This window comes from Pseudomonas sp. CCNWLW23 (genome assembly GCF_037095675.1).
Taxonomy (GTDB): Bacteria; Pseudomonadota; Gammaproteobacteria; order Pseudomonadales; family Pseudomonadaceae; genus Aquipseudomonas; species Aquipseudomonas atacamensis.
In genome coordinates this window covers 1-23,575 of sequence record NZ_JBAWKM010000037.1, presented here as the reverse complement: position 1 = coordinate 23,575, position 23,575 = coordinate 1, and the positions used below count along the sequence as shown (strand labels likewise).

General features: G+C 60.7%; 15 protein-coding genes. 7 read left to right on the top strand and 8 right to left on the bottom strand.

Annotated elements, in window-relative coordinates; genetic code table 11:
• Both V8J63_RS27085 and V8J63_RS27080 read right to left on the bottom strand, forming a co-directional pair.
• A partial coding sequence (locus tag V8J63_RS27085; RefSeq protein WP_336464930.1) for a two-partner secretion domain-containing protein occupies positions 1-6,368 on the bottom strand: 6,368 nt, incomplete at its 3' end.
• A 25-nt stretch (positions 6,369-6,393) separates the two neighbouring features.
• Positions 6,394-8,100, bottom strand: coding sequence for a ShlB/FhaC/HecB family hemolysin secretion/activation protein (locus V8J63_RS27080; protein WP_336464929.1), 1,707 nt, complete (start codon positions 8,098-8,100; stop codon positions 6,394-6,396).
• Between the two features lie 223 nt (positions 8,101-8,323).
• On the opposite strand from V8J63_RS27080, the gene V8J63_RS27075 reads away from it, so the two are divergent.
• A complete protein-coding gene (locus V8J63_RS27075; RefSeq protein ID WP_024013222.1) occupies positions 8,324-9,142 on the top strand; it encodes an alpha/beta fold hydrolase in 819 nt (272 codons plus the stop codon).
• A 115-nt stretch (positions 9,143-9,257) separates the two neighbouring features.
• Complete coding sequence (locus V8J63_RS27070; protein ID WP_130887844.1) at positions 9,258-9,881, top strand: glutathione S-transferase family protein; 624 nt, start codon at positions 9,258-9,260, stop codon at positions 9,879-9,881.
• 12 nt (positions 9,882-9,893) lie between these two features.
• Here V8J63_RS27070 and ptrR read toward each other — a convergent pair whose 3' ends face one another.
• Complete coding sequence (ptrR, locus tag V8J63_RS27065) at positions 9,894-10,772, bottom strand: putrescine utilization regulator PtrR (RefSeq protein WP_130887855.1); 879 nt, start codon at positions 10,770-10,772, stop codon at positions 9,894-9,896.
• Between the two features lie 103 nt (positions 10,773-10,875).
• Here ptrR and V8J63_RS27060 point away from each other — a divergent pair, with 103 nt between their 5' ends.
• On the top strand, positions 10,876-12,267 hold the full coding sequence (locus tag V8J63_RS27060; RefSeq protein WP_197892054.1) for an aldehyde dehydrogenase family protein: 1,392 nt from the start codon (positions 10,876-10,878) through the stop codon (positions 12,265-12,267).
• Positions 12,268-12,428: 161 nt separating this feature from the next.
• Here V8J63_RS27060 and V8J63_RS27055 read toward each other — a convergent pair whose 3' ends face one another.
• Entirely contained in the window at positions 12,429-13,598 is a 1,170-nt protein-coding gene (locus V8J63_RS27055) for a DUF1624 domain-containing protein (RefSeq protein WP_336464928.1), read from the bottom strand.
• Positions 13,599-13,768: 170 nt separating this feature from the next.
• Here V8J63_RS27055 and V8J63_RS27050 point away from each other — a divergent pair, with 170 nt between their 5' ends.
• Positions 13,769-14,365 carry a paraquat-inducible protein A gene (locus tag V8J63_RS27050; protein WP_336464927.1) on the top strand — a complete coding sequence of 199 codons (597 nt, stop codon included), beginning with the start codon at positions 13,769-13,771 and terminating at the stop codon, positions 14,363-14,365.
• Complete coding sequence (locus V8J63_RS27045; RefSeq protein WP_071172742.1) at positions 14,362-15,048, top strand: paraquat-inducible protein A; 687 nt, start codon at positions 14,362-14,364, stop codon at positions 15,046-15,048. Before V8J63_RS27050 ends, V8J63_RS27045 begins: the two co-directional genes overlap by 4 nt.
• Here the strand turns inward: V8J63_RS27045 and ydiJ are convergent.
• Positions 14,981-18,007 (bottom strand): D-2-hydroxyglutarate dehydrogenase YdiJ, encoded by a 3,027-nt coding sequence (gene ydiJ / locus V8J63_RS27040; RefSeq protein WP_336464931.1) that lies wholly within the window; start codon positions 18,005-18,007, stop codon positions 14,981-14,983. The genes V8J63_RS27045 and ydiJ overlap by 68 nt on opposite strands.
• A 157-nt stretch (positions 18,008-18,164) precedes the next feature.
• Between ydiJ and V8J63_RS27035 the strand changes: the two genes are divergently transcribed.
• On the top strand, positions 18,165-19,049 hold the full coding sequence (locus V8J63_RS27035) for a LysR substrate-binding domain-containing protein (RefSeq protein ID WP_336464926.1): 885 nt from the start codon (positions 18,165-18,167) through the stop codon (positions 19,047-19,049).
• Between the two features lie 102 nt (positions 19,050-19,151).
• Here the strand turns inward: V8J63_RS27035 and V8J63_RS27030 are convergent, their stop codons facing one another.
• Both V8J63_RS27030 and V8J63_RS27025 read right to left on the bottom strand, forming a co-directional pair.
• Positions 19,152-20,426: a glucarate dehydratase family protein gene (locus V8J63_RS27030; RefSeq protein ID WP_336464925.1), complete on the bottom strand. Its 1,275-nt coding sequence runs from the start codon at positions 20,424-20,426 to the stop codon at positions 19,152-19,154.
• Between the two features lie 30 nt (positions 20,427-20,456).
• On the bottom strand, positions 20,457-21,824 hold the full coding sequence (locus V8J63_RS27025; protein ID WP_130887849.1) for an MFS transporter: 1,368 nt from the start codon (positions 21,822-21,824) through the stop codon (positions 20,457-20,459).
• 119 nt (positions 21,825-21,943) lie between these two features.
• Here V8J63_RS27025 and V8J63_RS27020 point away from each other — a divergent pair, with 119 nt between their 5' ends.
• Positions 21,944-22,843, top strand: coding sequence for a LysR family transcriptional regulator (locus V8J63_RS27020; RefSeq protein WP_016775066.1), 900 nt, complete (start codon positions 21,944-21,946; stop codon positions 22,841-22,843).
• Positions 22,844-22,983: 140 nt separating this feature from the next.
• Here V8J63_RS27020 and V8J63_RS27015 read toward each other — a convergent pair.
• A partial coding sequence (locus V8J63_RS27015; protein WP_336464924.1) for a DUF6338 family protein occupies positions 22,984-23,575 on the bottom strand: 592 nt, incomplete at its 5' end.

Genomic DNA, 23,575 nt, shown 5'->3' with positions numbered 1-23,575 from the left:
AGTTTGGCCACCTGGTAATGCTGGTCGCCCAGGCTGACCAGAGACAGGTTGCCGCCGCTCTTGATTTCGCTGCCGACGTGGGTGACCTGGGTGACTTCGTCGCGCTGGAGTTTCAGGTTGCCGAAACCGCCCTTCTCCTTCATGTCGTAAAGGGTGTGGTCCTTGTTCTGCGCGGCCAGCAGATTGAGGTCGTTACCGGCGTAGACGTAGGCTTCATTGCCTGCGCTGATTTTGCTCGCGACCAGTGTGGTGTCACGCCCGGAACTGGTTTTTACGTCGCCGCCGGCGATGAACTCAGCTGCTTTCTGAACAGTGTGGTCATCCTGTTCATGGACACGTTTCTTGCCGTCCTTGCTATGGGTTTCAACGTTGTGTTCATCTCCGGCCGAGGACATGTTGATGTCGCGCTTGGCCTCGGCGGCGAGGTTGCCGGTGGCTTCGGCTGTGCTGGCGACGACGTTGATGTCGCGACCGGCATCGAGCTTCAGGTCGCCGCCGGTTTTCACTGTCGACGCGAGGTTTTCCACGGTGGAGGTAATGACTGAGCGGTGGCCGCCATCGAATGATTCGTGGAGTTCGTCTTCGTCGCGTGTCGCCAACAGGTTGATGTCGCGCGCTGCACTCAGGCTGGCGTCACCGCCGCTGCTGATGGCAGACGCGTTGGTCAGATCCTGTCCGGACTTGATGGTCAGGCTGTCGCGAGCGCTGATGAAGCCGCCGTCGTCGACAAGGGTGCGCATGCCGCTGCCATCACGCACAGCGATGGCGGTACGATCGTTGACGATATCGCCCTTGAGTGTCGTCAGTTCGACCTGATTGCCACGGATTTCGCCGGCCAGTGCGTTGCGAATGCTGTCGGTGGCCATGAGTTTGATACGCTCATCGGCTTCCACCAGACCGCCCTGATAGAGGCTGCCCTTGACGTCGACGGACACGTCGTTGCTGGCCTTCAATGTGCCGACGTTGACCAGATCGCTACCGGCCAGCATTTCCAGATCTCGGCCCTGAATCAGGCTGCCACCGCGCACGTTGCGCGACTCGGCCTGCGCCAGATACAACACCGGCACCAGCACTTTCTGGCCGTCGACGATGCGTTCTTCCATCCAGACAATGTCGTGGGTCAGCGCAGCGACCTGCGCCGAGGTCAGGCTGACGCCGACTGAGAGGTTCAGTTGATTTTTGCTGGCGAGCGCGTTATCCATCAGATAACGAAATTGCTCGTAGTCGTTCTCCAGGCCACCGGCGAGAAAACGCTGGCCGGTCTGGGCCATGACGGCGTCGCTGATCAGCCGCGATTCATAGCGACCGTCACCGAGGCGACGCGCCGCTTCGTCGGCGCTGAAGTCGAGCTTGCCGAGCAGGTAGTCGGAGCTCATGAACGCGGTCGTCTGGGTCAGCTCCGGATTGGTTTCGATCAGATAACGGCTCTGCGGATTCGTGCTTTGCACGAACATGCCGTACGGGCCTTTCGGCAACCGGAAGGTCGAGGAAGCCGTCGGGTCGACTGCGGCGAACGGCACACCTTTGAAGTCCACCGGTGTGAAGCTGATCTGCTTCACGCCATCGGCGTCGACATGCTCGATACGGGTAACGGATCTGGAGGTTTGGGCGACAGCGTCGGTGCTATGTTTGCCCAGGTTGATGTTGATGCCGCCGACCGCGTCAGTCTGGTCGCTGGCCAGAGAACCTGTCAGTTGACCATAAGTGTTGTCGTATAGCGTGCCGTTCTGGATGCTGTTGGTGACGTCGAGCTTGACCTTGCCGCCGGCCTGCATCACCGCAGCGTAAACGGCGTTGCCGTTTGCATTCCAGGTGGTGACGTCACTCATCAAAGAGAATCGCGAATCACTGGAGCGACTGATCAGTTCATCGAACCGCGCCTGATCGAAGTTGCCGGCCGCGGTAGCCGCGTTGAACGCCGGAACATCGACGAACTCCATCTTGTCCCAGAGGCTGTTGTCGATACGCCCAGGGGTGCCCCTTTTCACCACGCGCGTCCCCGAACGCGACTCCGCGCCCTGGTTCAGCAGGCTGTCAGCCGTCACGGTCAGGTCGCCGTTGGCGGCCAGCAGGCTGTAACGGTTTTCAACCTGGTTGGCGTGGATGGTGAAGTTCTTGCCTGCCACGAATCGCGCCGCGCGCGAGTCCTTGAGCACCTCGTCGTTGAATTGGGTAGTGATGGTGATGGTGCCGCGCTTCCAGCCATCACCACCATCGCAGTGCTGACCGCATACCCAGCTCAAGCTGCCGGACGACTGACCGGAAGTCAGCTCGAACTCGGCTTTGGCGTTTTCGAAGGAAACCGCGTTGATATCGACGTCACCCTCGCCTTCGATGGTGCCCGACAAGTTGCTGAACAACGCCGCGCGCCCGCCATCGACAGCGTCGACGCTCATGTTGCCGCCGCTGTAAATATCGCCGTAATAGTTATTCAGGCTGTTGCCGTGCAGCTTCATCGTGCCGCCGCTGAACAGCAGCGTGTCGGCATCGTTGTAGAGACCGTTGGCGGCGGTGAATTCGAGATTGCCTTGGGCGCCGAGGGTGCCTTTGTTATTGATCCGTGCCGCCGTCACCGTGAGGTTCTGGTTGGCGATCAGGCGACCGAGATTGTCCAGTGTGCCGCGCAAGGTCATCACGGTGTCGCCGCCGCTGACCAGTCGCCCGTCCTGCTGGATCACGTCGTTGGCGCTGATCGTGAGTTTCTGCTGCGCGGAGACTTTGCCGCTGTTGAGCAGATTGCCGCCGAGGGTCAGCGCCAGATCGCCGCCGCTGAGCAATTGTCCGGCATTGTTCAGGTTGGCCACGTTGAGGCTGAGCGCCGAAGTACTGGCGATCCGTTCGCCAGCATTGAGCGTCAGGTCCTGCGCACTGGTGTAGGTCAGCCCGCCGTTCAGTTGCCAGGTACCAACACCGTTGACCGAGCCGACATCCCATACACCATTGCCCAGCCCGGTGAGACTGCCCTGGTTGTTGGCCAGTTGGCTCACATCCAGGTCGAAAAGGCCCTGTGCCGCGTGGCGCACATTGCCGCTGAAGTTATTGATTTCGGCACCGGATAGCAGCAGGTCCTGACTGCCGATTTCGATCACGCCGCTCTGGTTGTTCAGATTGCCGGTCAGCTTGATCTGACTCGCAGCGCCACCGAGGGCGCGGAGCTGGCCGCCGGCGCTGTTATCCAAGCCGCTGGCAGTCAGCTTGAGGCTGTTCGCCGATTCGATCAGGCCGCCCTGATTGAGAACCTGCCCGACGGCTTCGAGCCCCAGCTGATTACCGCTGATCTCGCCGCTGGTGTTGTCCAGGCTGGTACCAGTGAAGATCACCTGATCCTTGCCGAACATTTTGCCGGCGCGGTTGGTCAGGCGCGTTACCGTCAACGTCAGGTCATCGATCAGGCTGGAAATCAGCCCGGCCTTGCCGCTGGCTGCACTGTTGTCGAGGTCGGCACTGGTGATGCTCACCGAGTCGGCTTGCAGCGTGCCGCCCTGGTTTTGCAAATTGCCGTTGTTCAGCGCCAGTTCGGCATGGCTGCCGTTGGCCAGAATCACACCTTGCTGATTGAGCAGTGTTTTGCCAGTAATCTTCAGGCCGTCGCTGCCAGCGATGATCTGCCCGGCAGCGTTGTTGTTGATCCAGGCGCTATTGATGTCCAGGCGCTTGCCTTGCAGGGTGCCGCCCCGGTTATCCAGCGAGGTCAGTTGATCAAGGAGCAAGCGCTGTGCGCCAGCGTCGACCAGACCGGTGACGTTGCTGAAGACTCCGGCAATGTTGAGGACGACATCGCCGCCATTACCGACGATGCCGCCCTTGTCGTTGTTGCCAAGTTGTTTGGCATTGATGTCGATAGCGTTGCCAAGCAGGACACCGGCGCTGTTGTCGACCTCGTCACCGTCGATGTGCAACTGACCTTCGCTCTGAATCCGGCCCTGTTGATTCAGCAGTTGCGACTGGCCCGGCGAGGTTTGCTTGAGGATCAACCGCGCGCCATCGGCACCTGCGGCCAACAACCCGTTGGCACGGTTATCAAGGCTGGCCGCGTGCAACTCCAGGCCGTCGGCGATCATCCGCCCGCCACGGTTGTCGACGTGTCCGTCCTTGGCCAACACCAGCAATTGCCGGGCGGCGACTACACCGCCACGGTTATCGACAGAGCTGGCACGCAGTTCCACATCGCCTTTGATGGATTGCAGACGGCCCAATGCGTTGTTCAAGTGCTGCTGGACGTGGAGCGTCAGTTGCCCGGTTTCGGCGCTGAGCGTGCCGTCGTTGTTGCCGGTCAGATTGAGCAGTTTAGCGTCGACGATGCCGCCCAAAAGTTGGCCGCTGGCGTTTTGCAGATCCTGCGCGGTCAGGCTCAGGCGATCGGTCCCCTGGATCAGGCCAAGGCTGTTATCCAGGTCTGCACTGGAAACCACGCTGTCATCGGACGAAATCGTGCCTTGCGTATTATCCAGCGTGCCGCGACTGGCCACCTCGAGGGTTTTGCCCGTCAGACTTGCGTTGCGGTTGTTGATGCTCTGCGCAGTGACGGTCAAGCGATCCGAGGCTTGCACCTTGCCGTCGTGGTTGTCGAAATCCTGCATCAGCGTCAGATCAGCAGCACCGTTTTCCGCGCTGATCACACCCTTGGCGCTGTTATCAAGGCGAGTGGCCGTGACGTGAATGTCGTCGGCAGCCAGCGTCCCACCCTGATTGAGCAACTCCCCTCCCGACAGTGCCAGCGTGGTTTTCGCCTGGATCTTGCCCGCGCCGTTATTCAGACGTTCGCGGGCGACAACCTTGGCCTCACCGTCGCTGGCGCCGATCAGGCCGCCGCTGTTGTCCAGTTGACGGGCGTCCACGTCGAGGCGACCGGCGATCACTTTGCCGCCGGTGTTTTTTACCTCCTGAGCATTGAGCTTGAGGCTGCCGACGGCGATTTCGATACGGCCCTGACGGTTGTCGATACTGTCGACCACCAGTGTTGCCGCTTGCCCATCGGCGAAGCGAATCAGGCCGCTGAGGTTGACGATGGCCGGCGCGCTCACGACCAGACGGGTTTCACCATAAACACGCGCATTCACACCTTGGTTGACCAGGCGCGCCGCGTTCAGAGTGAGGTCTTGAGCCTGCACGGTACCGTTCTGGTTCTCGAACGTTGCGGCTGCGCTGGCGGTCAGGGTTCGGCTGGCCAACACGCTGCCACTGTTGCTCACCGAAGCACTGTTGATCGACAGATCACCATTGGCGTTGCGGCTGTTGTCTGCGCTTACCCCGGCTTCAATCACACCGGTATTGGTCAGCCTGCCGCCACTGCTCAGGCTGACGCGGTCACGGGCAGCGAGGCTTTGGCGATTGATCAGGTCTTCGGCGGTTTGTACGGTGACCTGCGTACCGGCATAAACCGCGCCCTGGGCATCGAGACTTTTGGCCTTTACATCGACGGCATTACCCGCCGTGACTTTGGCCAGGGTCAGTTGGCCATTGGCGTCGATCCGGATGTCACCTGCGCTGGCGGCAAGATCCCCTGCCAGCTTCACGCCAACGCCCTGCTCGGTGCCGACCAGTTTGATTGCACCGGCATACATGCCGCCGAGCGCCGAGGAGTCGATGGCCAGTTGTGGTCTGGCGCTGCCGTCATCGGCACGGGCGGTGGCGCTGAGCTTGTCGGCGTTGACGTCGTTGCGGCCGGTGGTGATGTTCAGGTTTTTTGCGTGGATCTGTGCATTGATCTGCGCACTGCGGGTAATGATTTCGAAACTGTCGACGTTGCTCGCATCAAGACCGACGCCGTCAATCGAAACGCTTCCCTGATCGACCTGAAAGCGCTCCAGGCGACCGTTGTCGAGCACCGGTTTACCGGTGGTCAGCGTGACACGTGGCGTGTTGATGAAACCGCAACCGTTGCAACTGATGCCGTAAGGATTGGAAACGATCACCCGTGCCGATTGCCCTGCGACTTCGGTGTAGCCGCGCAACTGGCTCGGGCTGCCGCCATTGACTTCGTTGAGGATGGTTTGTGCCGCTGCGCCACGCAGGTTCGGGTTGCCGAGAATGATCCCGCCCAGTTGCGTCTGTTGCATGCGGTCGGTGGCGTTGTTGAGGATGACGCCTTGCGCACCGACGTTGTAGTCGTGGAACTGGTTATGCGACAGGCCACTGCCATTGGGCGCTGCGATGTTGACGATTGGCACGCCATTGCCGGCGCGATCCAGACTGGTGCCGGGTGCACTGACAACGATGCCGTCCGCCTGCGCCCACACCGGTTGCCAGAACATGACGTTCGCCAGCAAAAAGGCCAGACCACGCTTGGGCATGCCGCAGAATTGCTCGCGCTTTTTTACGGCCGCAGAAGGTTGGCTGGCCAGGAAGGCCAGGTGGCGAATGTCCATATCAGAATCTCGAAGCCGGCAAAAATTAAATGAAGAAATCCAGGCGGAAATAGATCGGCGCTTCACGCTCAGTCAGCGCGTCCGGTCGTTCCAGGGAATGCGCGAAAGTCACGCTGGCGGCCACATGCTGACCACGTGCGAACAGCTCCAGCGAGTTGCTCGACATGCGTCCGTGCTGATCGCCGTTGTAGCGATCGCCGCGAATTACGCCTTGGTCGTAACCGAGGCTGGTGCCGTACTCGGCGAACACTGGCCGCAGCCATTCGGCGGTCACCGGGCGGCTCCAGCGCAGGTCGTTGCGCCAGTAACCACCGCTGTCGCCGGACAGCGATTGATCCTTGTAGCCGCGGATCGACGCCGAGCCGCCGAGGCTGGTGCGCTGTGGGCTGAACAGCACATCTTCGCTGCGCTGGCCGGTCATCAGGCTGCTGAAGCTGAAGGATTCACCGAGCAATTTGAACGGCTGCAAATAGCTCAGGGTTGCGGTGTATTTGCGGTAGCGTGCGTCCGGTTCGCCGGGGCCGGGATCGTGACTGCCCTGCGCATCGAAAGCACCAATGCCCTCCTGCACGCCAGCATCGAAGTTGACGAACGCGCTGCCGACACGACGGCCGTGGTTGAAGCCGAATTGCGCTTCGCTGATGCGATTGCTGCTCAGTTTGAGTTTGCTGTCTTCGATGAAGTTGTTGCTGCGCAGGTACGAAAGTCCCGCACTGAGGGAGGTCTTGCTGACCGCGTCGCGATGGATCACGCGCTCGGCGCGCAACTGATGGTTTTCGCTGTCACCGGTCTGCTTGAAGTTGTAGCCGTTGGCGGCGATCTGCGAGCGGTACTCGCTCTGGCTGTAGGTGTAACTGAACGTCCACCAGCCCCACGGCAGGCTGTAATTGAGCATGGCGTTGTTGGAAGTGTGCTGGTGATCGGTCATCGCATCGTGGCCGCCGCGCAGGCTCAATTGGTCAGCCAGACCCAGCGGGCTGTCCCAATCGAACGACGTGCCCCACTGCTGCTCGCCGGTGCTGCGCTGGCCATCGTTGCTTCGGGACAGGCCGGCGCGCCATGGCTTCTGCGGCGTGTTGGTCACGCGCACTTCACTGCCGCCGACATTCTGCCCCGGCGCCAGCTCCATTTTGGCCTGGTTGGACGGCAGGCGATTGAGCTGGTCGACCATTTGCTCGATCTCGCGCAGGTTGACCAGTTCACCGCTTTTGCCGGGAAAGGCCATGGCCAGTTCGCGATCCGAGAGCCGGCTGTTTTCTGCGCCCTTCATGCCTTCGAGCTTGCCTTCGACCACCAGCACTTTCAGGTGCCCGGCGGACAGATCCTGTTGCGGCAAATACGCGCGACTGGTGACCAGACCTTTTTCGATGTAATGGTCGGTGATGACTTTCAGCAACTCGTTCAGCTGCGGCACGCCGAGGCATTCGCCGATATAAGGCTTGAGCAGCCGCGTCTTCTCGCGCTCCGAGAGGCTGTCTGCACCTTTGAGTTCGATGTCCTTGATGGTGAAGCAGCGCGTATCGGCGGGTGCTGTCGGTTGCGCCGATTTGGCGTCTTTGCCGGGCAGATCCTTGAGTTCTTCGAGGCGCCGCTGCTGCTCTTCGAGCAAACGGTTCTGACGTTCGCGGATCAGGTCGGTTTCACCGGGAGTGGGCGCGGCCCAGGCAGAGTCAAGCGGAGAAAGGCAGAGCAGCGCCAGGCACAACCGCGCCGTGAAGGCGGGTGAAAACATGTTCGATCCCTCGACACAAAAAGTGACATCAAAATAGTGGCGCGATATTAGAGGGCCATCATTTTGACGTCAAACTTAAGTTTGTTCCGCTCATCGGGATTTGCCGCGCTTTCATACGGGTGAAACCAGCACCTGCGTACAAGTGGCGGGCGCGTTTTGCGCGGATAGTGGCCGTTGCCCATTCGGCATCTATTCTTGCCACACACGATCACAAGGAGTTTGCATGAGCACCTTCAAAACCCAAGACGGCACCGAGATCTATTACAAGGACTGGGGCAGCGGCAAGCCCGTGCTGTTCAGCCACGGCTGGCCGCTGGATGCCGACATGTGGGAATACCAGATGGAATACCTGAGCAGTCGCGGCTATCGCACCATCGCCTTCGACCGCCGTGGTTTCGGTCGCTCCGATCAACCATGGACCGGCTACGACTACGACACTTTCGCCGATGACATCGCCGGCCTGATCAACCATCTGGACCTGCGCGACGTGACCCTGGTCGGCTTCTCCATGGGTGGCGGCGACGTCAGCCGCTACATCGCCCGCCACGGCAGCGAGCGCGTTGCCGGCCTGGTATTGCTCGGTGCGGTCACGCCGCTGTTCGGCAAGAAAGCCGACTTCGCCGACGGCGTCGACAAATCAGTGTTCGACGGCATCAAGGCCGGCCTGCTGAAGGATCGTGCGCAATTTATCGCTGATTTCAACGCGCCGTTCTACGGCACCAATCAGGGCCAGAAAGTCTCTGACGGCGTGCTCACGCAAACCCTGAACATCGCGCTGCTGGCATCGCTCAAGGGCACCGTCGACTGCGTGACCGCGTTCTCGGAAACCGACTTCCGCCCGGACATGGCCAAGATCGATGTGCCGACTCTGGTGATCCATGGCGACGGCGACCAGATCGTGCCGTTCGAAACCACCGGCAAGCAGGCCGCCGCGCAAATCAAAGGCGCCGAGTTGAAGGTCTACGCCGGCGCGCCGCACGGGTTTGCCGTGACCCATGCGCAGGCGTTGAATGAGGATCTGCTGGCGTTCCTCAACCGGTAATCCCGCACGGCACACGCCGTAGTCAGATGCTGATGAACCAAGGCCCGTGCGATGCGGGCCTTGTGTTTTGCGCTATGGTATTTTCCTGCGTCCACTACCCGGAGAAGGAAATCCCATGCTGCGAATACTCGGCAAAGCCTCATCGATCAACGTGCGCAAAGTGCTGTGGACCTGTGCTGAACTGGACATCCCGTTCGAGCGCGAAGACTGGGGTTCGGGCTTCCAGTCGCCAAACACACAGGAGTTTCTCGCGCTGAATCCCTGCGCCATGGTGCCGGTGATCCAGGACGGCGATTTCACTCTCTGGGAATCCAACACCATCATTCGTTATCTGGCGACGCGTTACGGCGGTGCGCATTTATATCCGGTTGAGCCCATCGCCCGCGCGCGGGTCGATCAGTGGATCGATTGGCAGGCCTCGGAGCTGAATCGCTCTTGGTCGTACCCGCTGATGGCGCTGGTGCGCAAGTCGCCGGATTATCAGGACGGCGATGCCCTGGCCGCCGGCTGCCGGGACTGGATGCGCAACATGCAAATCCTCGATCGCCAACTGGAGAAGACCGGCGCATACGTCAGTGGCGAGCAGTTTTCCCTGGCGGACATTCCGATCGGGCTGTCAGTGAATCGCTGGTTCGAAACGCCGCTCGATCACGGGAATCTGGCTGCGGTGCGCGCCTATTACGATCGCTTGAATCAGCGCGACGGTTATCGTTTGTACGGGCGCAATGGCACGCCATAAAGATGCGCTCTATCAGGCTTGCTCACGCACCACGCCCCGCTCTTCAAGCAAACGCACGAACATGCTCAGACTGCGCGACACCGTGCCCCGGCGCCACACCAGCCATGTAGTCAGATAGCGGAAGTCCGCGGTCAGCGGCCAGACGCTGACCGTCGCGCTGCCGGGCATGCTCTGCAGCATTTTGCGCGGCATCAGCGCCAGGCCGGCACCGGCGCTGACGCAGGCGAGCATGCCGTGGTAGGACTCCATTTCGAAGATCTTGCCGGGTACGGCAGCGTCGGTGCTGAACCATTTTTCAAAATGGTGACGGTAGGAACAGTTGGAACGGAAGGCGTAGATATTCTCGCCATTCACGTCCGCCGCACGTTCGACCGGTGAATGATGGAGCGGCGCGATGATGACCATTTCCTCCTCGAACGCCGGCACACCTTCCAGGGCCGGATGCAGCACCGGGCCGTCGACGAATGCAGCGGCGAGACGCCCGGACAGCACGCCGTCGATCATCGTCCCCGATGGCCCGGTGGACAGGTCGAGGTCGACCTTCGGGTGCTGCTGGTTGTACGCCGCCAACAGTTCGGGAATACGTACCGCTGCGGTACTTTCCAGCGAGCCCAACGGGAACGCGCCCTGGGGTTCTTCGCCTGCCACCGTAGCGCGGGCTTCCTGCACCAGATCGAGAATACGCCGCGTGTATTCGAGAAAACTCCACCCGGCCGGCGACAGGCGCAGACGGCTTTTCTCGCGGATAAACAGATCGACGCCGAGATCCTGCTCAAGCTGTTTGATCCGCGTGGTCAGGTTCGACGGCACGCGATGAATCTGCGTGGCGGCAGCGCTGATGCTGCCGTGCTCGGCCACCGCTTTGAAGATTTCCAGTTGCACCAGATCCACAGTCATTCTCCAATCGTGAAGGAAACGCTCTTTATTATTCAGTTTCCAGAAAACTAACGCCACCCTACTCTAGGCCCATCCGACGAACCTACAGGACAACGTCATGAGCCAGATTTCCAGCCAGACCCACGCCATCTCGATCAACCCCGCCACCGGCGAGCAGATCGGGCATTACGCGTTTGAATCCGCCGCTGCCCTTGATGCGGCGCTGACTCGCGCTGCCTTTGCTTTTGGCAAGTGGAAGCGCAAGCCGCTGCAGGATCGTTCGCGTCTTTTGACCGCCCTCGCCGGCGCGCTGCGTGAAACCTCAGAAGCGATGGCAACCATGATCACCCAGGAAATGGGCAAGCCGATCGCCCAGGCCCGTGGCGAAATCGAGAAATGCGCCAAGCTCTGCGAGTGGTACGCCGAACACGGTCCAGCCATGCTCGACGCCGAAGCCACCCTGGTTGAAGGCGGCAAGGCGCGTATCGAGTACCGTCCGCTGGGGCCGATTCTGGCGGTGATGCCGTGGAATTTCCCGATCTGGCAAGTGCTGCGCGGCGCGGTGCCGACGTTGATCGCTGGCAACACTTACGTGCTCAAGCATGCGCCAAACGTGATGGGCAGCGCTTACCTGCTGCGCGATGCGTTTGTCCGCGCCGGTTTTCCCGATGGCGTGTTTGAGGTGATCAACGTCACCCCGGAAGGCGTTTCCAGCGCCATTGCCGATTCGCGCATCGCCGCTGTGACGCTGACCGGCAGCGTCCGCGCCGGTATGGCCATCGGTGCTCAGGCCGGTGCGGCATTGAAGAAATGCGTGCTGGAACTCGGCGGCTCCGATCCGTTCATCGTGCTCAACGATGCTGATCTGGATGAGGCGGTGCACGCGGCAGTGGTCGGTCGTTATCAGAATTCCGGCCAGGTCTGCGCGGCTGCCAAACGTCTGATCATCGAACAAGGTGTGGTCGAGGAATTTACCCGCAAGTTCGTTGAAGCGACACGCCAGTTGAAGATGGGCGATCCGCTCAACGCTGACACTTACATCGGGCCGATGGCGCGCTTCGATCTGCGTGATGAACTCGATCAGCAAGTGCGTGACACGTTGGAGGAAGGCGCGACGCTGCTGCTCGGCGGCAGAAAAGCCGAGGGCGCCGGCAACTTCTACGAACCGACCGTGCTGGCCGATGTAACCGACCGCATGACCTCGTTCAAGCAAGAACTGTTTGGCCCGGTCGCCTCGATTATCACCGCCCGCGATTGCGCACACGCCGTGGCCTTGGCCAACGACAGCGATTTCGGCCTGACCGCGACTATCTACACCGCGAACGTGGCGCTGGCTGAGCAACTGACCAGTGAACTGGAAACCGGTGGCGTGTTCATCAACGGCTACTCGGCGAGCGATCCGCGCGTGACCTTCGGCGGCGTGAAGAAGAGCGGCTTCGGTCGTGAGCTGTCGCACTTTGGCGTACGGGAATTCTGCAACGCGCAGACCGTATGGCTGGATCGTAAATAAGCCGGGTGCTGTAAAACCTGTGGGAGCGAGCCTGCTCGCGAAAGCGTCCTGTCAGTCACTGCTGCATCGACTGACACACCTCTTCGCGAGCAGGCTCGCTCCCACAGGGGCACGGCTGCGCAGATGATTTGGGGCACGACTCCCACAAGCTCTGCTTCGATTTACAGATACTTCAGCCACCTGATGTCCCGCCGCCGCGCTTTCAGTGCCGAAAACCAGCGCACTGCCGGGAACAGCACCACGGCAAGAACCACCGCCGCCAGCCACACCGCCGTCACCGTCGAAAAGCCGAAATAGCTGCCCTGATTCAGGCCGAACAGCGCCACGCCAATCAGGTACAACACCTTCAACACATACAAGTGCAGCAGATAGAAAAACATCGGCGCCGAGCCGAACACGGTCAGCCAGCCAATCCAGCGGCGACTCTGCACGCGCTCAAAGGCGAGCAACAGCAACAGCCCCGTACTCACAGTCAGCGCGAGAAACAGCAGCGACGGCGGGTATTTGGTGATGTTGAAAAAGCTCATCAGTGTCTGCACCAGCGAATCGCTGATCGCCCACGGCTTTTCGCCGTAGCCATTGATCAAGCGCAGCGCCACGAAGCCGAGCAATCCAGCGACCCCGGCAATCAGCAAACGACGCTGACGCACCGCCGCGTCCATGCCGCGAGCAAACCACGGCCCCAGCACATAGCCCAGGCCGATTACACCAATCCACGGCAGCAGCGGGTACGAGGTGCGCAGGCGCAGGGTTCCGCTGATCTCGATCCAGCCTCGATCATGCAGAATCGCCCAAGGCACATGCAGTGCCGACTCGACCGGGAAATGCACTGCGTCGAGCAGGTTATGCCCGGCGATGATCGCCACGCTCAGCGTCAGCAGCAGCGCACGCGGCAACCAGACCAGCAGCGCCAGCGCGATCATGCTCAGGCCGATCGCCCAGATCACTTGCAGGTAGATCACGCTCGGCGGCAACTGGAAGGTCCAGGCGAAGTTGACCAAAGTGAATTCCAGCGCCACCAGGAACAATCCGCGCTTGAACAGAAACGCGCTGACATCGGCTTTGCCGGCGTATTTTTCGCCGTAGAGCCATGCCGACAAACCGGTCAGCAAGACGAACACCGGCGCACACAAATGCGCCAATGTGCGGCTGAAAAACAGCGCCGGTTCGGTGCTGGCAATGTCCATCGGATCGGAGACCTGTCGGTGCAACAGGAAGGTTTCGCGTACGTGATCGAGCAGCATGAACAGGATCACCAGGCCTCTGAGCGCATCAATGGACAGCAGCCGGCCAGTCGTCAATGGGGCAGAACGGGGAAGTACAGGGGGCATGGGTCTTTCGCAATCGAGAGGAATAACACCGGACAGCCACAACGCCGCCCGCAAATTTCGCGTTACCTTATAACACCAGAAAAACAAAACCCAAACATGCACCATCAAAGTTGCCCATCAGCGCCAGCCTTCTATAGTGAACAGGTCCGCCCTGCCCTTGAGCGCTGTCCATGGTCAATACCGAACACCTGATCATCTGCGAGCACTGTGATTGTGTGTACGAGAAAGTCGTGCTCGGCAAACACCAGAAAACCCTGTGCGTACGCTGCGGTGGCGTGCTGCAGCGCTTCAACGGCCTGACCATCGAGCAGCGTCTGGCGCTGACGTTCACGGCCGCGATGCTGTGGCTGTTTGCCAATTTCTATCCGGTGATGAGCATCAGCCTCAAAGGCATGAAAAACAGCGCAACCCTGTGGGATTCGGTGCTCGCGCTGAGCCAGGGACCGATCACCTTTATCGCCATGGTTGCGGCGATTGCGATCATCATCGCCCCGGCATTTCAGTTGGTGTTGCTGGTCTGGGCGTTGAGTTTCGCCCTTGGCATGAGGCGGGCACCGGGGTTCAATCTGTGCATGCGCTGGCTGGAAACCCTGCGCCCGTGGAGCATGCTTGAGGTGTGTCTGCTGGGGGCGATGGTTGCAGTGTTCAAACTTGCCGGCCTGCTCGATGTGCTGCCGGGGATCGGCCTGTTCGCCCTGGCGGTGCTGAGCCTGATGATGATCCGCATTGCCGGCCGTGACATCCGCGAACTCTGGGACATTTTATGAAGCGTCCACCGACCGCCAGCGAACTCAACTTGTGCCTGTGCCACAGCTGTGGCCTGGCCTGCGATATGACCGACGAGCCACACGAGTGCCCGCGCTGCGATGCGCCGCTGCATCGGCGCAAAACCAATTCGCTGACGCGCACCTGGGCGTACATGCTCGCCGCCCTGGCGTTTTATATCCCGGCCAATCTGCTGCCGGTGATGAATACGGTGATGCTCGGCAACGGCGCCGACAGCACGATCATGAGTGGCGTGCTGGAGTTCTGGGAGGCCGGAGCGTGGGACATCGCCCTGATCATTTTCATCGCCAGCATCGCGGTCCCGGGGGTCAAATTCGTCGCCCTGACCTTGCTGCTCGTCACCGTGCAGCGCAACAGCGATTGGGCGCGCAGGGAGCGTTCGAAGCTGTACCGCTTCGTCGAACTGATCGGCTACTGGTCGATGCTCGATGTGCTGGTGGTCGCGCTGGTCGCGGCGCTGGTGAAGTTCCAGGCGCTGGGCGATATCGAGCCACGACCGGGCATCCTGTTCTTCGGCCTGGTCGTGGTGTTCACCATGCTCGCGGCGATGAGTTTCGACCCACGCCTGATCTGGGACAGGGACACCAGCGACACGGTCAGCGACGCAGCGTCTGGAGCAGCACCTGCAACGGATGGCGCAGCGCCTGATCCGACTGGCGCTTGACCTGGCTGCGGCAGGAGTAGCCGGTCGCCAACGCCTCGCCCTGCTCCGCCGGAGCCTGCACCTGGCGCGCCCACGACTGCTCGTAAATGACGGCTGAGGTCTGGCGATTGCGTGCTTCGTGGCCGTAAGTACCGGACATGCCGCAGCAACCGGTAGCCTGCGTGGCCAGCTTCAGACCGGCACGTTCGAAGACCTGTTCCCACTGGCGGGTCGCGGCCGGCGCGTTGGTTTTCTCCGTGCAATGGGCGAGCAGACGGAACGCTTTGGGCTGAGCCTCAGGCGTCTGCTCCGGCATGACCTTGAGTAACCATTCCTGCACCAGCGCTACTTCTGGGCACTCATTCAGGCCCGGTACTTTCAGGTATTCCTGGCGATAGACCAGAGTCATCGCCGGATCCAGCCCCAGCAGCGGCACGCCGGTCTGCGCCAGCGCCTGCAACTGCTCAGCGTTACGCAACGCCGCGCGATTGAACGCCGAGAGAAAGCCCTGCACGTGCAGCGGTTTGCCGTTGGCGCTGAACGGCGCGAGATAGACCTGATAACCCAGGCGCGAAATCAGCTCGACCAGATCAGCCAGCAGCGGCGCTTCGAAGTAGCGGGTGAAGGCGTCCTGCACGATGACCACGCTGCGTTCGCGCTGCCCTGGGGTTAGCGCCGACAGCGTTGCAACCGTTGCTGGCTGCACCTGCCAACGGCGCATCGCCGCGTGGAAATCGAAACGGCTGAGCAGCGGCACATCGACCATGCCACCGATCCGCGCCAGCGCGCCACGCACCCAGCCAGCACCCATCAGACCGTTATAAAGCTCCGGTACCCTCGCCATGTATGGAATGGTGTATTCCAGCGAGGCAATCAGATAGTCCCGCGCCGGACGCAGATAACGACTGTGATACAGCTCGAGAAAACGCGAGCGAAATTCCGGCACGTTGACCTTCACCGGGCACTGCCCCGCGCAGGATTTGCAGGCCAGGCAACCGGCCATGGCGTCGTACACCTCATGGGAAAAATCCGCCGATGGATCGCGACTGTTGCGCCAGCGCTGCCACAGCGTGCTGAAAAACGCCGGTTTACGGATTGCGTCCGAGAGCACATCGACGCCCGCCTCGCCCTGCAACCGTAGCCATTCCCGAATCAGCGAAGCGCGGCCCTTGGGCGATTGCGCGCGTTCGCGGGTGGCTTTCCACGACGGGCACATGGCGTCATCAGGATCGAAGTTGTAGCAGGCGCCGTTGCCATTGCAATGCATGGCCGCGCCGTAGCTTTGCCAGACTTTCTCGTCGATCTGCCGATCCAGCTCGCCGCGCAGGGTCACTTCGTCGATCTTCAGCAGTGCTGCGCCGCTGTTGGCCGGCGTAGCGATTTTGCCCGGGTTGAACTGGTTGAATGGGTCGAACGCGGCTTTCAAGGCTTGCAGCGCCGGGTACAACTCGCCGAAGAATGCCGGCGCGTATTCGGAACGCAGGCCCTTGCCATGCTCGCCCCAGAGCAGGCCGCCGTAGCGCTGGGTCAACGCGGCGACGCCATCGGACACCGGGCGTACCAGGGCCGCTTGCTGCGGGTCTTTCATGTCGAGGATCGGCCGCACGTGCAGTACGCCGGCGTCGACATGGCCGAACATGCCGTACTGCAAACCGTGGCTGTCGAGCAGGTCGCGCAGTTCGGCGATGTATTCGGCCAAATGCTGCGGCGGCACGGCGGTGTCTTCAACGAACGGCTGCGGGCGGGCTTCGCCGGCGACATTGCCGAGCAGGCCCACCGCCCGTTTGCGCATGCCATAGACCTTGTTCACCGCTGCCTGACCAACCGCCAGCGTATGGCCCAGGCGCTCCACGGTGCGGTCGTTTTGCAGATGTTCGAGGAACGCTTCGACGCGGCGTTGCAGATCTTCGGGATCGTCACCGCAGAACTCGACCAGATTGATGCCCAGAGTCGGCCGCTCAGCGTTTTCCGGAAAATATTCGGCAACGCCGTGCCAGACGATGTCCTGCATCGCCAACAGCAAGACCTTGGAGTCGACGGTTTCAATCGACAACGGCTTGAGCGCCATCAACGCCCGCGCATCACGCAAGGCATCCATGAACCCGGCGTAGCGGATGTTGACCAGCATCGTGTGCTTGGGAATCGGCAGTACGTTGAGCCGCGCTTCGACGACGAAGCCCAGCGAGCCCTCAGCGCCGCAGAGCACGCTGTTGAGGTTGAAACGCTGATCGGCCTCGCGCAGATGCGCCAGGTCATAACCGGTCAGGCAGCGGTTGAGATCGGGAAAGCGTGCATTGATCAGCTCGCCCTGTTCATCAATGATCTGCCGCGCACAACGATAGACTTCGCCGACGCGATCATCGCGGGCGCACTGCGCTGCAAGCTCATCCTCGGCCAGCGGCAGGCCGTGCAAACGCTCGCCGCCGCGCAGGATCATTTCAAGTTCCAGCACATGGTCGCGGGTCTTGCCGTAGGTGCAACTGCCCTGGCCGCTGGCGTCGGTGTTGATCATGCCGCCGACCGTGGCGCGATTGGAGGTCGACAGTTCCGGAGCAAAAAACAGCCCGGCGGATTTCAGCGCGGCGTTGAGCTGGTCCTTGACCACCCCGGCCTGCACGCGCACCCAGCGTTGTTCAACATTGATTTCCAGAATGCGATTCATGTGCCGCGACAGGTCGACGACGATGCCGTCCGTCAGCGATTGACCGTTGGTGCCGGTGCCACCGCCTCGCGGGGTGATCACCACTTTCTCGTACGCCGGTTCGGCAATCAGCCGCGCCACCCGTGCCACATCGTCCGCATCCAGCGGAAACACCGCCGCTTGCGGCAAGCGCTGATAGATCGAGTTGTCGGTCGCAAGCACCACGCGGCTGGCGTAACCAGCGCTGATTTCACCGCGAAAGCCGCTGTCTTTCAGGGCGGCGAGGAATTGTTGGTAATCGCCGGTCAGGGCTTTGGCAGGCGACAGCTGGGCAATCATCGGTCGGGTCATCTCGGGCAAATCGGGCTGTGTGGCGGTGAACAGTTGTGCGCAAGGAATGATTGCGTCAGGCTCCGCCATCTGATTGCGCCCATGTTCATTGCTGGCCAGCCATGGAACAAGCGTAATTTCGACCCGCTATCGATGAGTTTTACGAATGAATCCGCGCACCCTCACACCGTCCATGTCGCTGCTGCTGGCTTTCGAGGCCGCCGCTCGCCACGAGAGCTACACCCGCGCCGCCCATGAGCTGTCACTGACGCAGAGCGCGGTCAGCCGCCAGGTGCAGATTCTCGAGAAGATGCTCGGCATGCGCTTGTTCAGCCGTGAAGGCCGGCAGGTGGTGCTGACGGATGTCGGGCGCATGTATCAGCGCGAGCTCAGCGAAGCCCTCGGACAGATTCGCAGCGCGACTTTGCAGGCGATGGCGTTTGGTTCGGGCATTCACAGTTTGCGCCTGGCGACGCTGCCGACCTTCGGTTCGAAATGGATGCTGCCACGGTTGAAGGATTTCTACACGGCGCACCCGGGCATGACCGTGCACCTGCATTCGCGGATCGAAACCATCGACTTCGACACCAGCGAAATCGACGCGGCCATCTGTGTCGGCGGCGGTGAGTGGCCAGGCCTGACCGCCCTGCCCCTGCACACCGAAGAACTGGTGGCGATTGCCAGCGCGCAGCTGTCGGCGACTGAACGCGATGAGGCCGAGCGGCACATGGCCGGGCAGTTGCTGCTCAACGTCAGCAGCAATGCCCAGGCGTGGGCGGAATGGTTCAGCCATCATCAACTGCCGCATCGCAGCATGCGGATCGGGCCGAGCTTCGAAATGACCTCGCACTTGATTCAGGCAGTACGCGCCAATATCGGCGTCGGCCTGGTGCCGCGGATTCTGGTCGAGGAGGAATTGCTCAAGGGCGAATTGCTGCAACTGGGCGAGCCGATTACCAGCCGACGCAGCTATTACCTGGTGTATCCGCCGCGTAATGAGAATTTGCCTTCGTTGAAGGCGTTCAGGGATTGGCTGATTGATACCCTCTGAAGGATCGCGTCGCGGCCATTCGCGAGCAGGCTCGCTCCCACAGGAAAATGTATGCCAAGTGTGGGAGCGGGCCTGCTCGCGAAGAAACCAGTCGCAACGACCTTAAAACCTCGGTTTGACCGTCCGCCAATCCGCCTTGTACCGCTGCATCTGCCGCACATCATCCCTCTGGCGAATCCCGCACGTCAGGTACTGATCATGCAGCTTGGCCAGTTGCTCGTAATCCAGTTCCAAACCCAGCCCCGGCGCACGGGTGATCTTCACGCAGCCATCGACAATCGGCAGCTTGCCGCCCTTGATCACTTCCTCGTCCGGCTCCTGCCACGGATAGTGGGTGTCGCAGGCGTAATCCAGATTCGGCACCGCCGCCGCGACGTGCGCCATGGCCATCAGGCTGATGCCCAGGTGCGAATTGGAATGCATCGACACGCCGAGGCCGAACACGTCGCACATTTTCGCCAGTGTCTGTGTATCTCGCAGGCCACCCCAGTAATGGTGGTCGGCGAGGACGATCTGCACGCTGTTCAACGCAACGCTGCGGCGGAACTCGTCGAAATCAGTGACGACCATATTGGTCGCCAAGGGCAGACCGGTACGCTTGTGCAGTTCAGCCATGCCATCAAGGCCCGGGGTCGGATCTTCGTAATACTGCAGGTCATCGCCGAGCAGTTCGGCCATGCGAATCGCCGTCTCCAGCGACCAGTTGCCGTTCGGATCGATGCGCAGCGGCAATCCCGGAAAGGCTTTTTTCAGTGCCTTGATGCAAGCCACTTCATGCTCCGGCGGCAAGGTGCCGGCCTTGAGCTTGATGCTCTTGAATCCGTACGCTTCGATCATCCGCGCTGCCTGCGCGACAATCTGCTGCTCGCTCAGCGCCTCGCCCCAGTTGTCCGGCTTGTAGGGCGAGTCGATATGTTCGGCGTATTTGAAAAACAGGTAAGCGCTGAACGGCACTTCATCGCGGATCGCGCCGCCGAGCAGGTCCACCAGCGGCACGTTCAGGTAGTGCGCCTGCAAATCAAGAAACGCTACTTCGAATGCCGAGTAGGCATTGCTCACCGCTTTGCTGGCGTGGGAACCGGGGGCCAGTTCGGCGCCAGCAATGCTCGCCGGTTTATTTGCCGCCACGGTGGCCTGCACGATCGCGCGCAATTGATTGAGGTTGAACGGGTCGAGGCCGATCAACTGGCTCTGCAATTGTTGTTGGATCGCCAGCGCCGGGGCATCGCCGTAGCTTTCGCCGAGGCCGATGTAGCCGTTGTCACTTTCAATCTCGATGATCGAGCGCAGGGCAAAAGGTTCGTGGATGCCACTGGCGTTGAGCAGTGGCGGATCACGAAAGGCAATCGGGGTGACGCTGACACGGGTGATTTTCAAGATAACGCTCCTGACAGATCAACAATCGATTCAGTGGCTCGCAGCCGGACGAGCCGGCGCTACAACGGCGGCTTCGTCACTTGGCTTTACCGGGGTTTTACCTTTGGCGCCAGGCGCCGTGCGGGCGAAGAAGATCACCACGGCGGCGATCAGCGATGTCGCCGCCAGGCCATACAGGCCGCCCTCGATGGAGCCGGTGGTTTGTTCGAGAATGCCAAACGCGGTCGGCGCGACGAAACCGCCAAGGTTGCCGATGGAGTTGATCAGCGCGATCACCGCCGCAGCGATGCGCGCGTCCAGATAGCTTTGCGGAATCGGCCAGAACAGCGCCGATGCCGCTTTGAAACCGATGGCGGCGAAGCAGATGGCGACGAAGGCAAACACCGGCCCGCCAGTGGTCGACATGAACATGCCGACCGCCGCGATCACCAGCGTCAGCGCGACCCAGGCCTGCTGGAATTTCCATTTGCCGGCCATCGCTGCGAAGCCATACATGGCGACAATCGAAATGATCCACGGAATCGAATTGAGCAGCCCGACCTGAAAATCTCCGAGGTTACCCATCTTCTTGATCATGCTCGGCAACCAGAACGTCGCGCCGTAAATGGTCAGGGCAATGGAAAAATAGATGAAGCAGAACAGCGCGATCTGTCGGTCAGCCAACAGCTTGAACATCGACGGCTTGGCGACTTGTACCGCTTCGCGAGCGCGCTGCTCCTCGGCAATCGCCGCGACCAGTGCGTCTCGCTCTTCCTCGCTCAGCCACTTGGCTTGACGCGGATGCGATTGCAGCCAGAACCAGACGAATGCGCACAACACCACCGAAGCCGCGCCCTCGATGAGAAACATCCACTGCCAACCGTGCATGCCCAATCCGCTGATATGCAACAGCGCACCGGACACCGGGCCGGAAATTACCGAGGCAATCGCTGAGCCGCTGAGAAACACCGCCATGGTTTTGCCGCGCTCGGACGCTGGCAGCCATTGGGTGAAGTAATAAATGATCCCCGGGAAAAACCCGGCCTCGGCCGCACCGAGAATAAAGCGCAGCACGTAGAAGCTGGTTTCACCTTGAACAAACGCCATGGCCATGGCCGCAGCGCCCCAGGTGAACATGATCCGAGTCAGCCAGACCCGTGCGCCGTAGCGCTGCAACAGAATGTTGGACGGCACTTCGAACAGTGCGTAACCGATGAAAAACAGCCCGGCGCCAAGTCCGTACGCCGCTGCGCCGATACCCAGATCGGTTTCCAGATGGCTGCGCACGAAACCGATATTCACCCGGTCGATGTAATTGACGATGAACATCATCACGAACAGCGGCAGGACGTGGCGTTTGACCTTGGCGGCGGCGCGGGCGAGCACTGTGATGGCCGGCGGACTCTGGAGGGTTTTCAAGGGGCGACTCCCGATCTTGTTTTTTTAGGGATGACTTGAAGCGATGAGCCGATCATGGACGTCGCGCATTGATCCCGTCTAATCTAAACAGGCATTCGATTGATACCCGGATTAGATCAATGTTCGAACTTACCCAGCTGCGCTGCTTCACTACGGTCGCCACCGAACTCAACTTTCGCCGCGCCGCCGAGCGCCTCAACATGACCCAGCCGCCACTGAGTCGGCAGATTCAGCTGCTGGAGCATCACCTTGGCGTCGAATTGTTTACCCGCAGCACCCGAAGCGTTGCGCTGACGGCGGCGGGCCGGGCGTTTTTCGTTGAAGCGCAGAATCTTCTGGAGCGCGCCCAGCAAGCGGCGATCACCGCACGCCGGTTTGCCGAGGGCGACATTGGCTCGGTGAACATCGCGTTCGTCGGCAGCGCGGTATATGAATTTCTGCCCAAGGTGATCGCCGAAGCGCGACTCAAACAGCCTCAGGTGAAAATCGATCTGGCAGAGATGAATACCTATCAGCAGCACGAGGCATTGCGCGCTCGTCGTATCGACCTGGGCATCGCCCGGGCGCCATTGCAGGAACCGGGCTATGCCACCGAATGCCTGGTGCGCGAACCATTTGTGCTGGCAGTGCCGAGCGGGCATCGGTTGGCCAATGCAGCTGAGGTATCAGTGGCTGATCTGGATAAACAACCGTTTCTGATGTACTCCCATGAAGCCTATCCGCCGTTCAACGAACTGTTGACCGGCACGCTGCGCTCAGCGCGGGTGGCGCCGGATTACGTGCAGTGGCTGGGCTCGTCGCTGACGATTCTGGCGCTGGTCAACGCTGGCATGGGTCTGGCGCTGGTACCGCGTTGCGCGACCAGCGTGGTGTTCAGGAATGTGGTGTTTCGCGAGATCGATCTGGGCGAAGGGGTGCAAAGCGAGCTGCATCTGATCTGGCGTGAGAACAATGACAACCCGGCGTTCGCGATGCTGCTGGAGGCGATTCGCCGGGCGGTGGTGCAGGGTTGGGGCTGAAAATTATTGTGGCAACCTGTATTTGAGCGGAGGCGGAGCGCTCGGGGCTTTGATCAACGGCTCCTCCAGCGGCTTGCCGTCAGGCCCTGTGAACAGGCGTTCGTATTGCTTTGGCATTGGTCGCGGTGCTCTTGCAGTCGTCATGATGAACCCTCTGATACCGGGCTGAATTCAACCCACTTAACTTGCGCGGAATCTATCAGCAAAATTTCGGCACCAAAAGGCGTCGACTTGCCATCGTCATTAACCCAACGTGGATTCTGCATCACGAACTGGCCGCAACTGGATTCGGACGGCCACTCGACAGGCCAGCCAAACACGCGCCTCTCGTCATGTAAATGCAGGGTTATGAACCGGTCGAACTGGGCGAAAGCGCAGAACCATTCACTGGGGAAAGAAGATTGTTTCGTGACGTTTCGCTTACGTAACCAGCCGTGCAATTTGTCACTCGTAGCCAGGTAACAGGCAAACAAACCCAGCATCAGCGAAAACACAAATGCCCAGAGCGTTTGCGCCCGATCATCCCAGTTTCCTAATGAAAAACCCTTCGAGCCAATCCACAAACAGAGGTTGCCCACCGCCAACACCGCGCCCTGAATCACAAATGTGAATATCAGCGCCTGCACGATCTGGCCGAACGTATCCGGTCGTTTGAATGCCGTAAGTGAATAGAAGATCCAGGTCGATAGAAACCCCGGGATGAGGTACTGCAACAGCGGAATGATGTCCTTG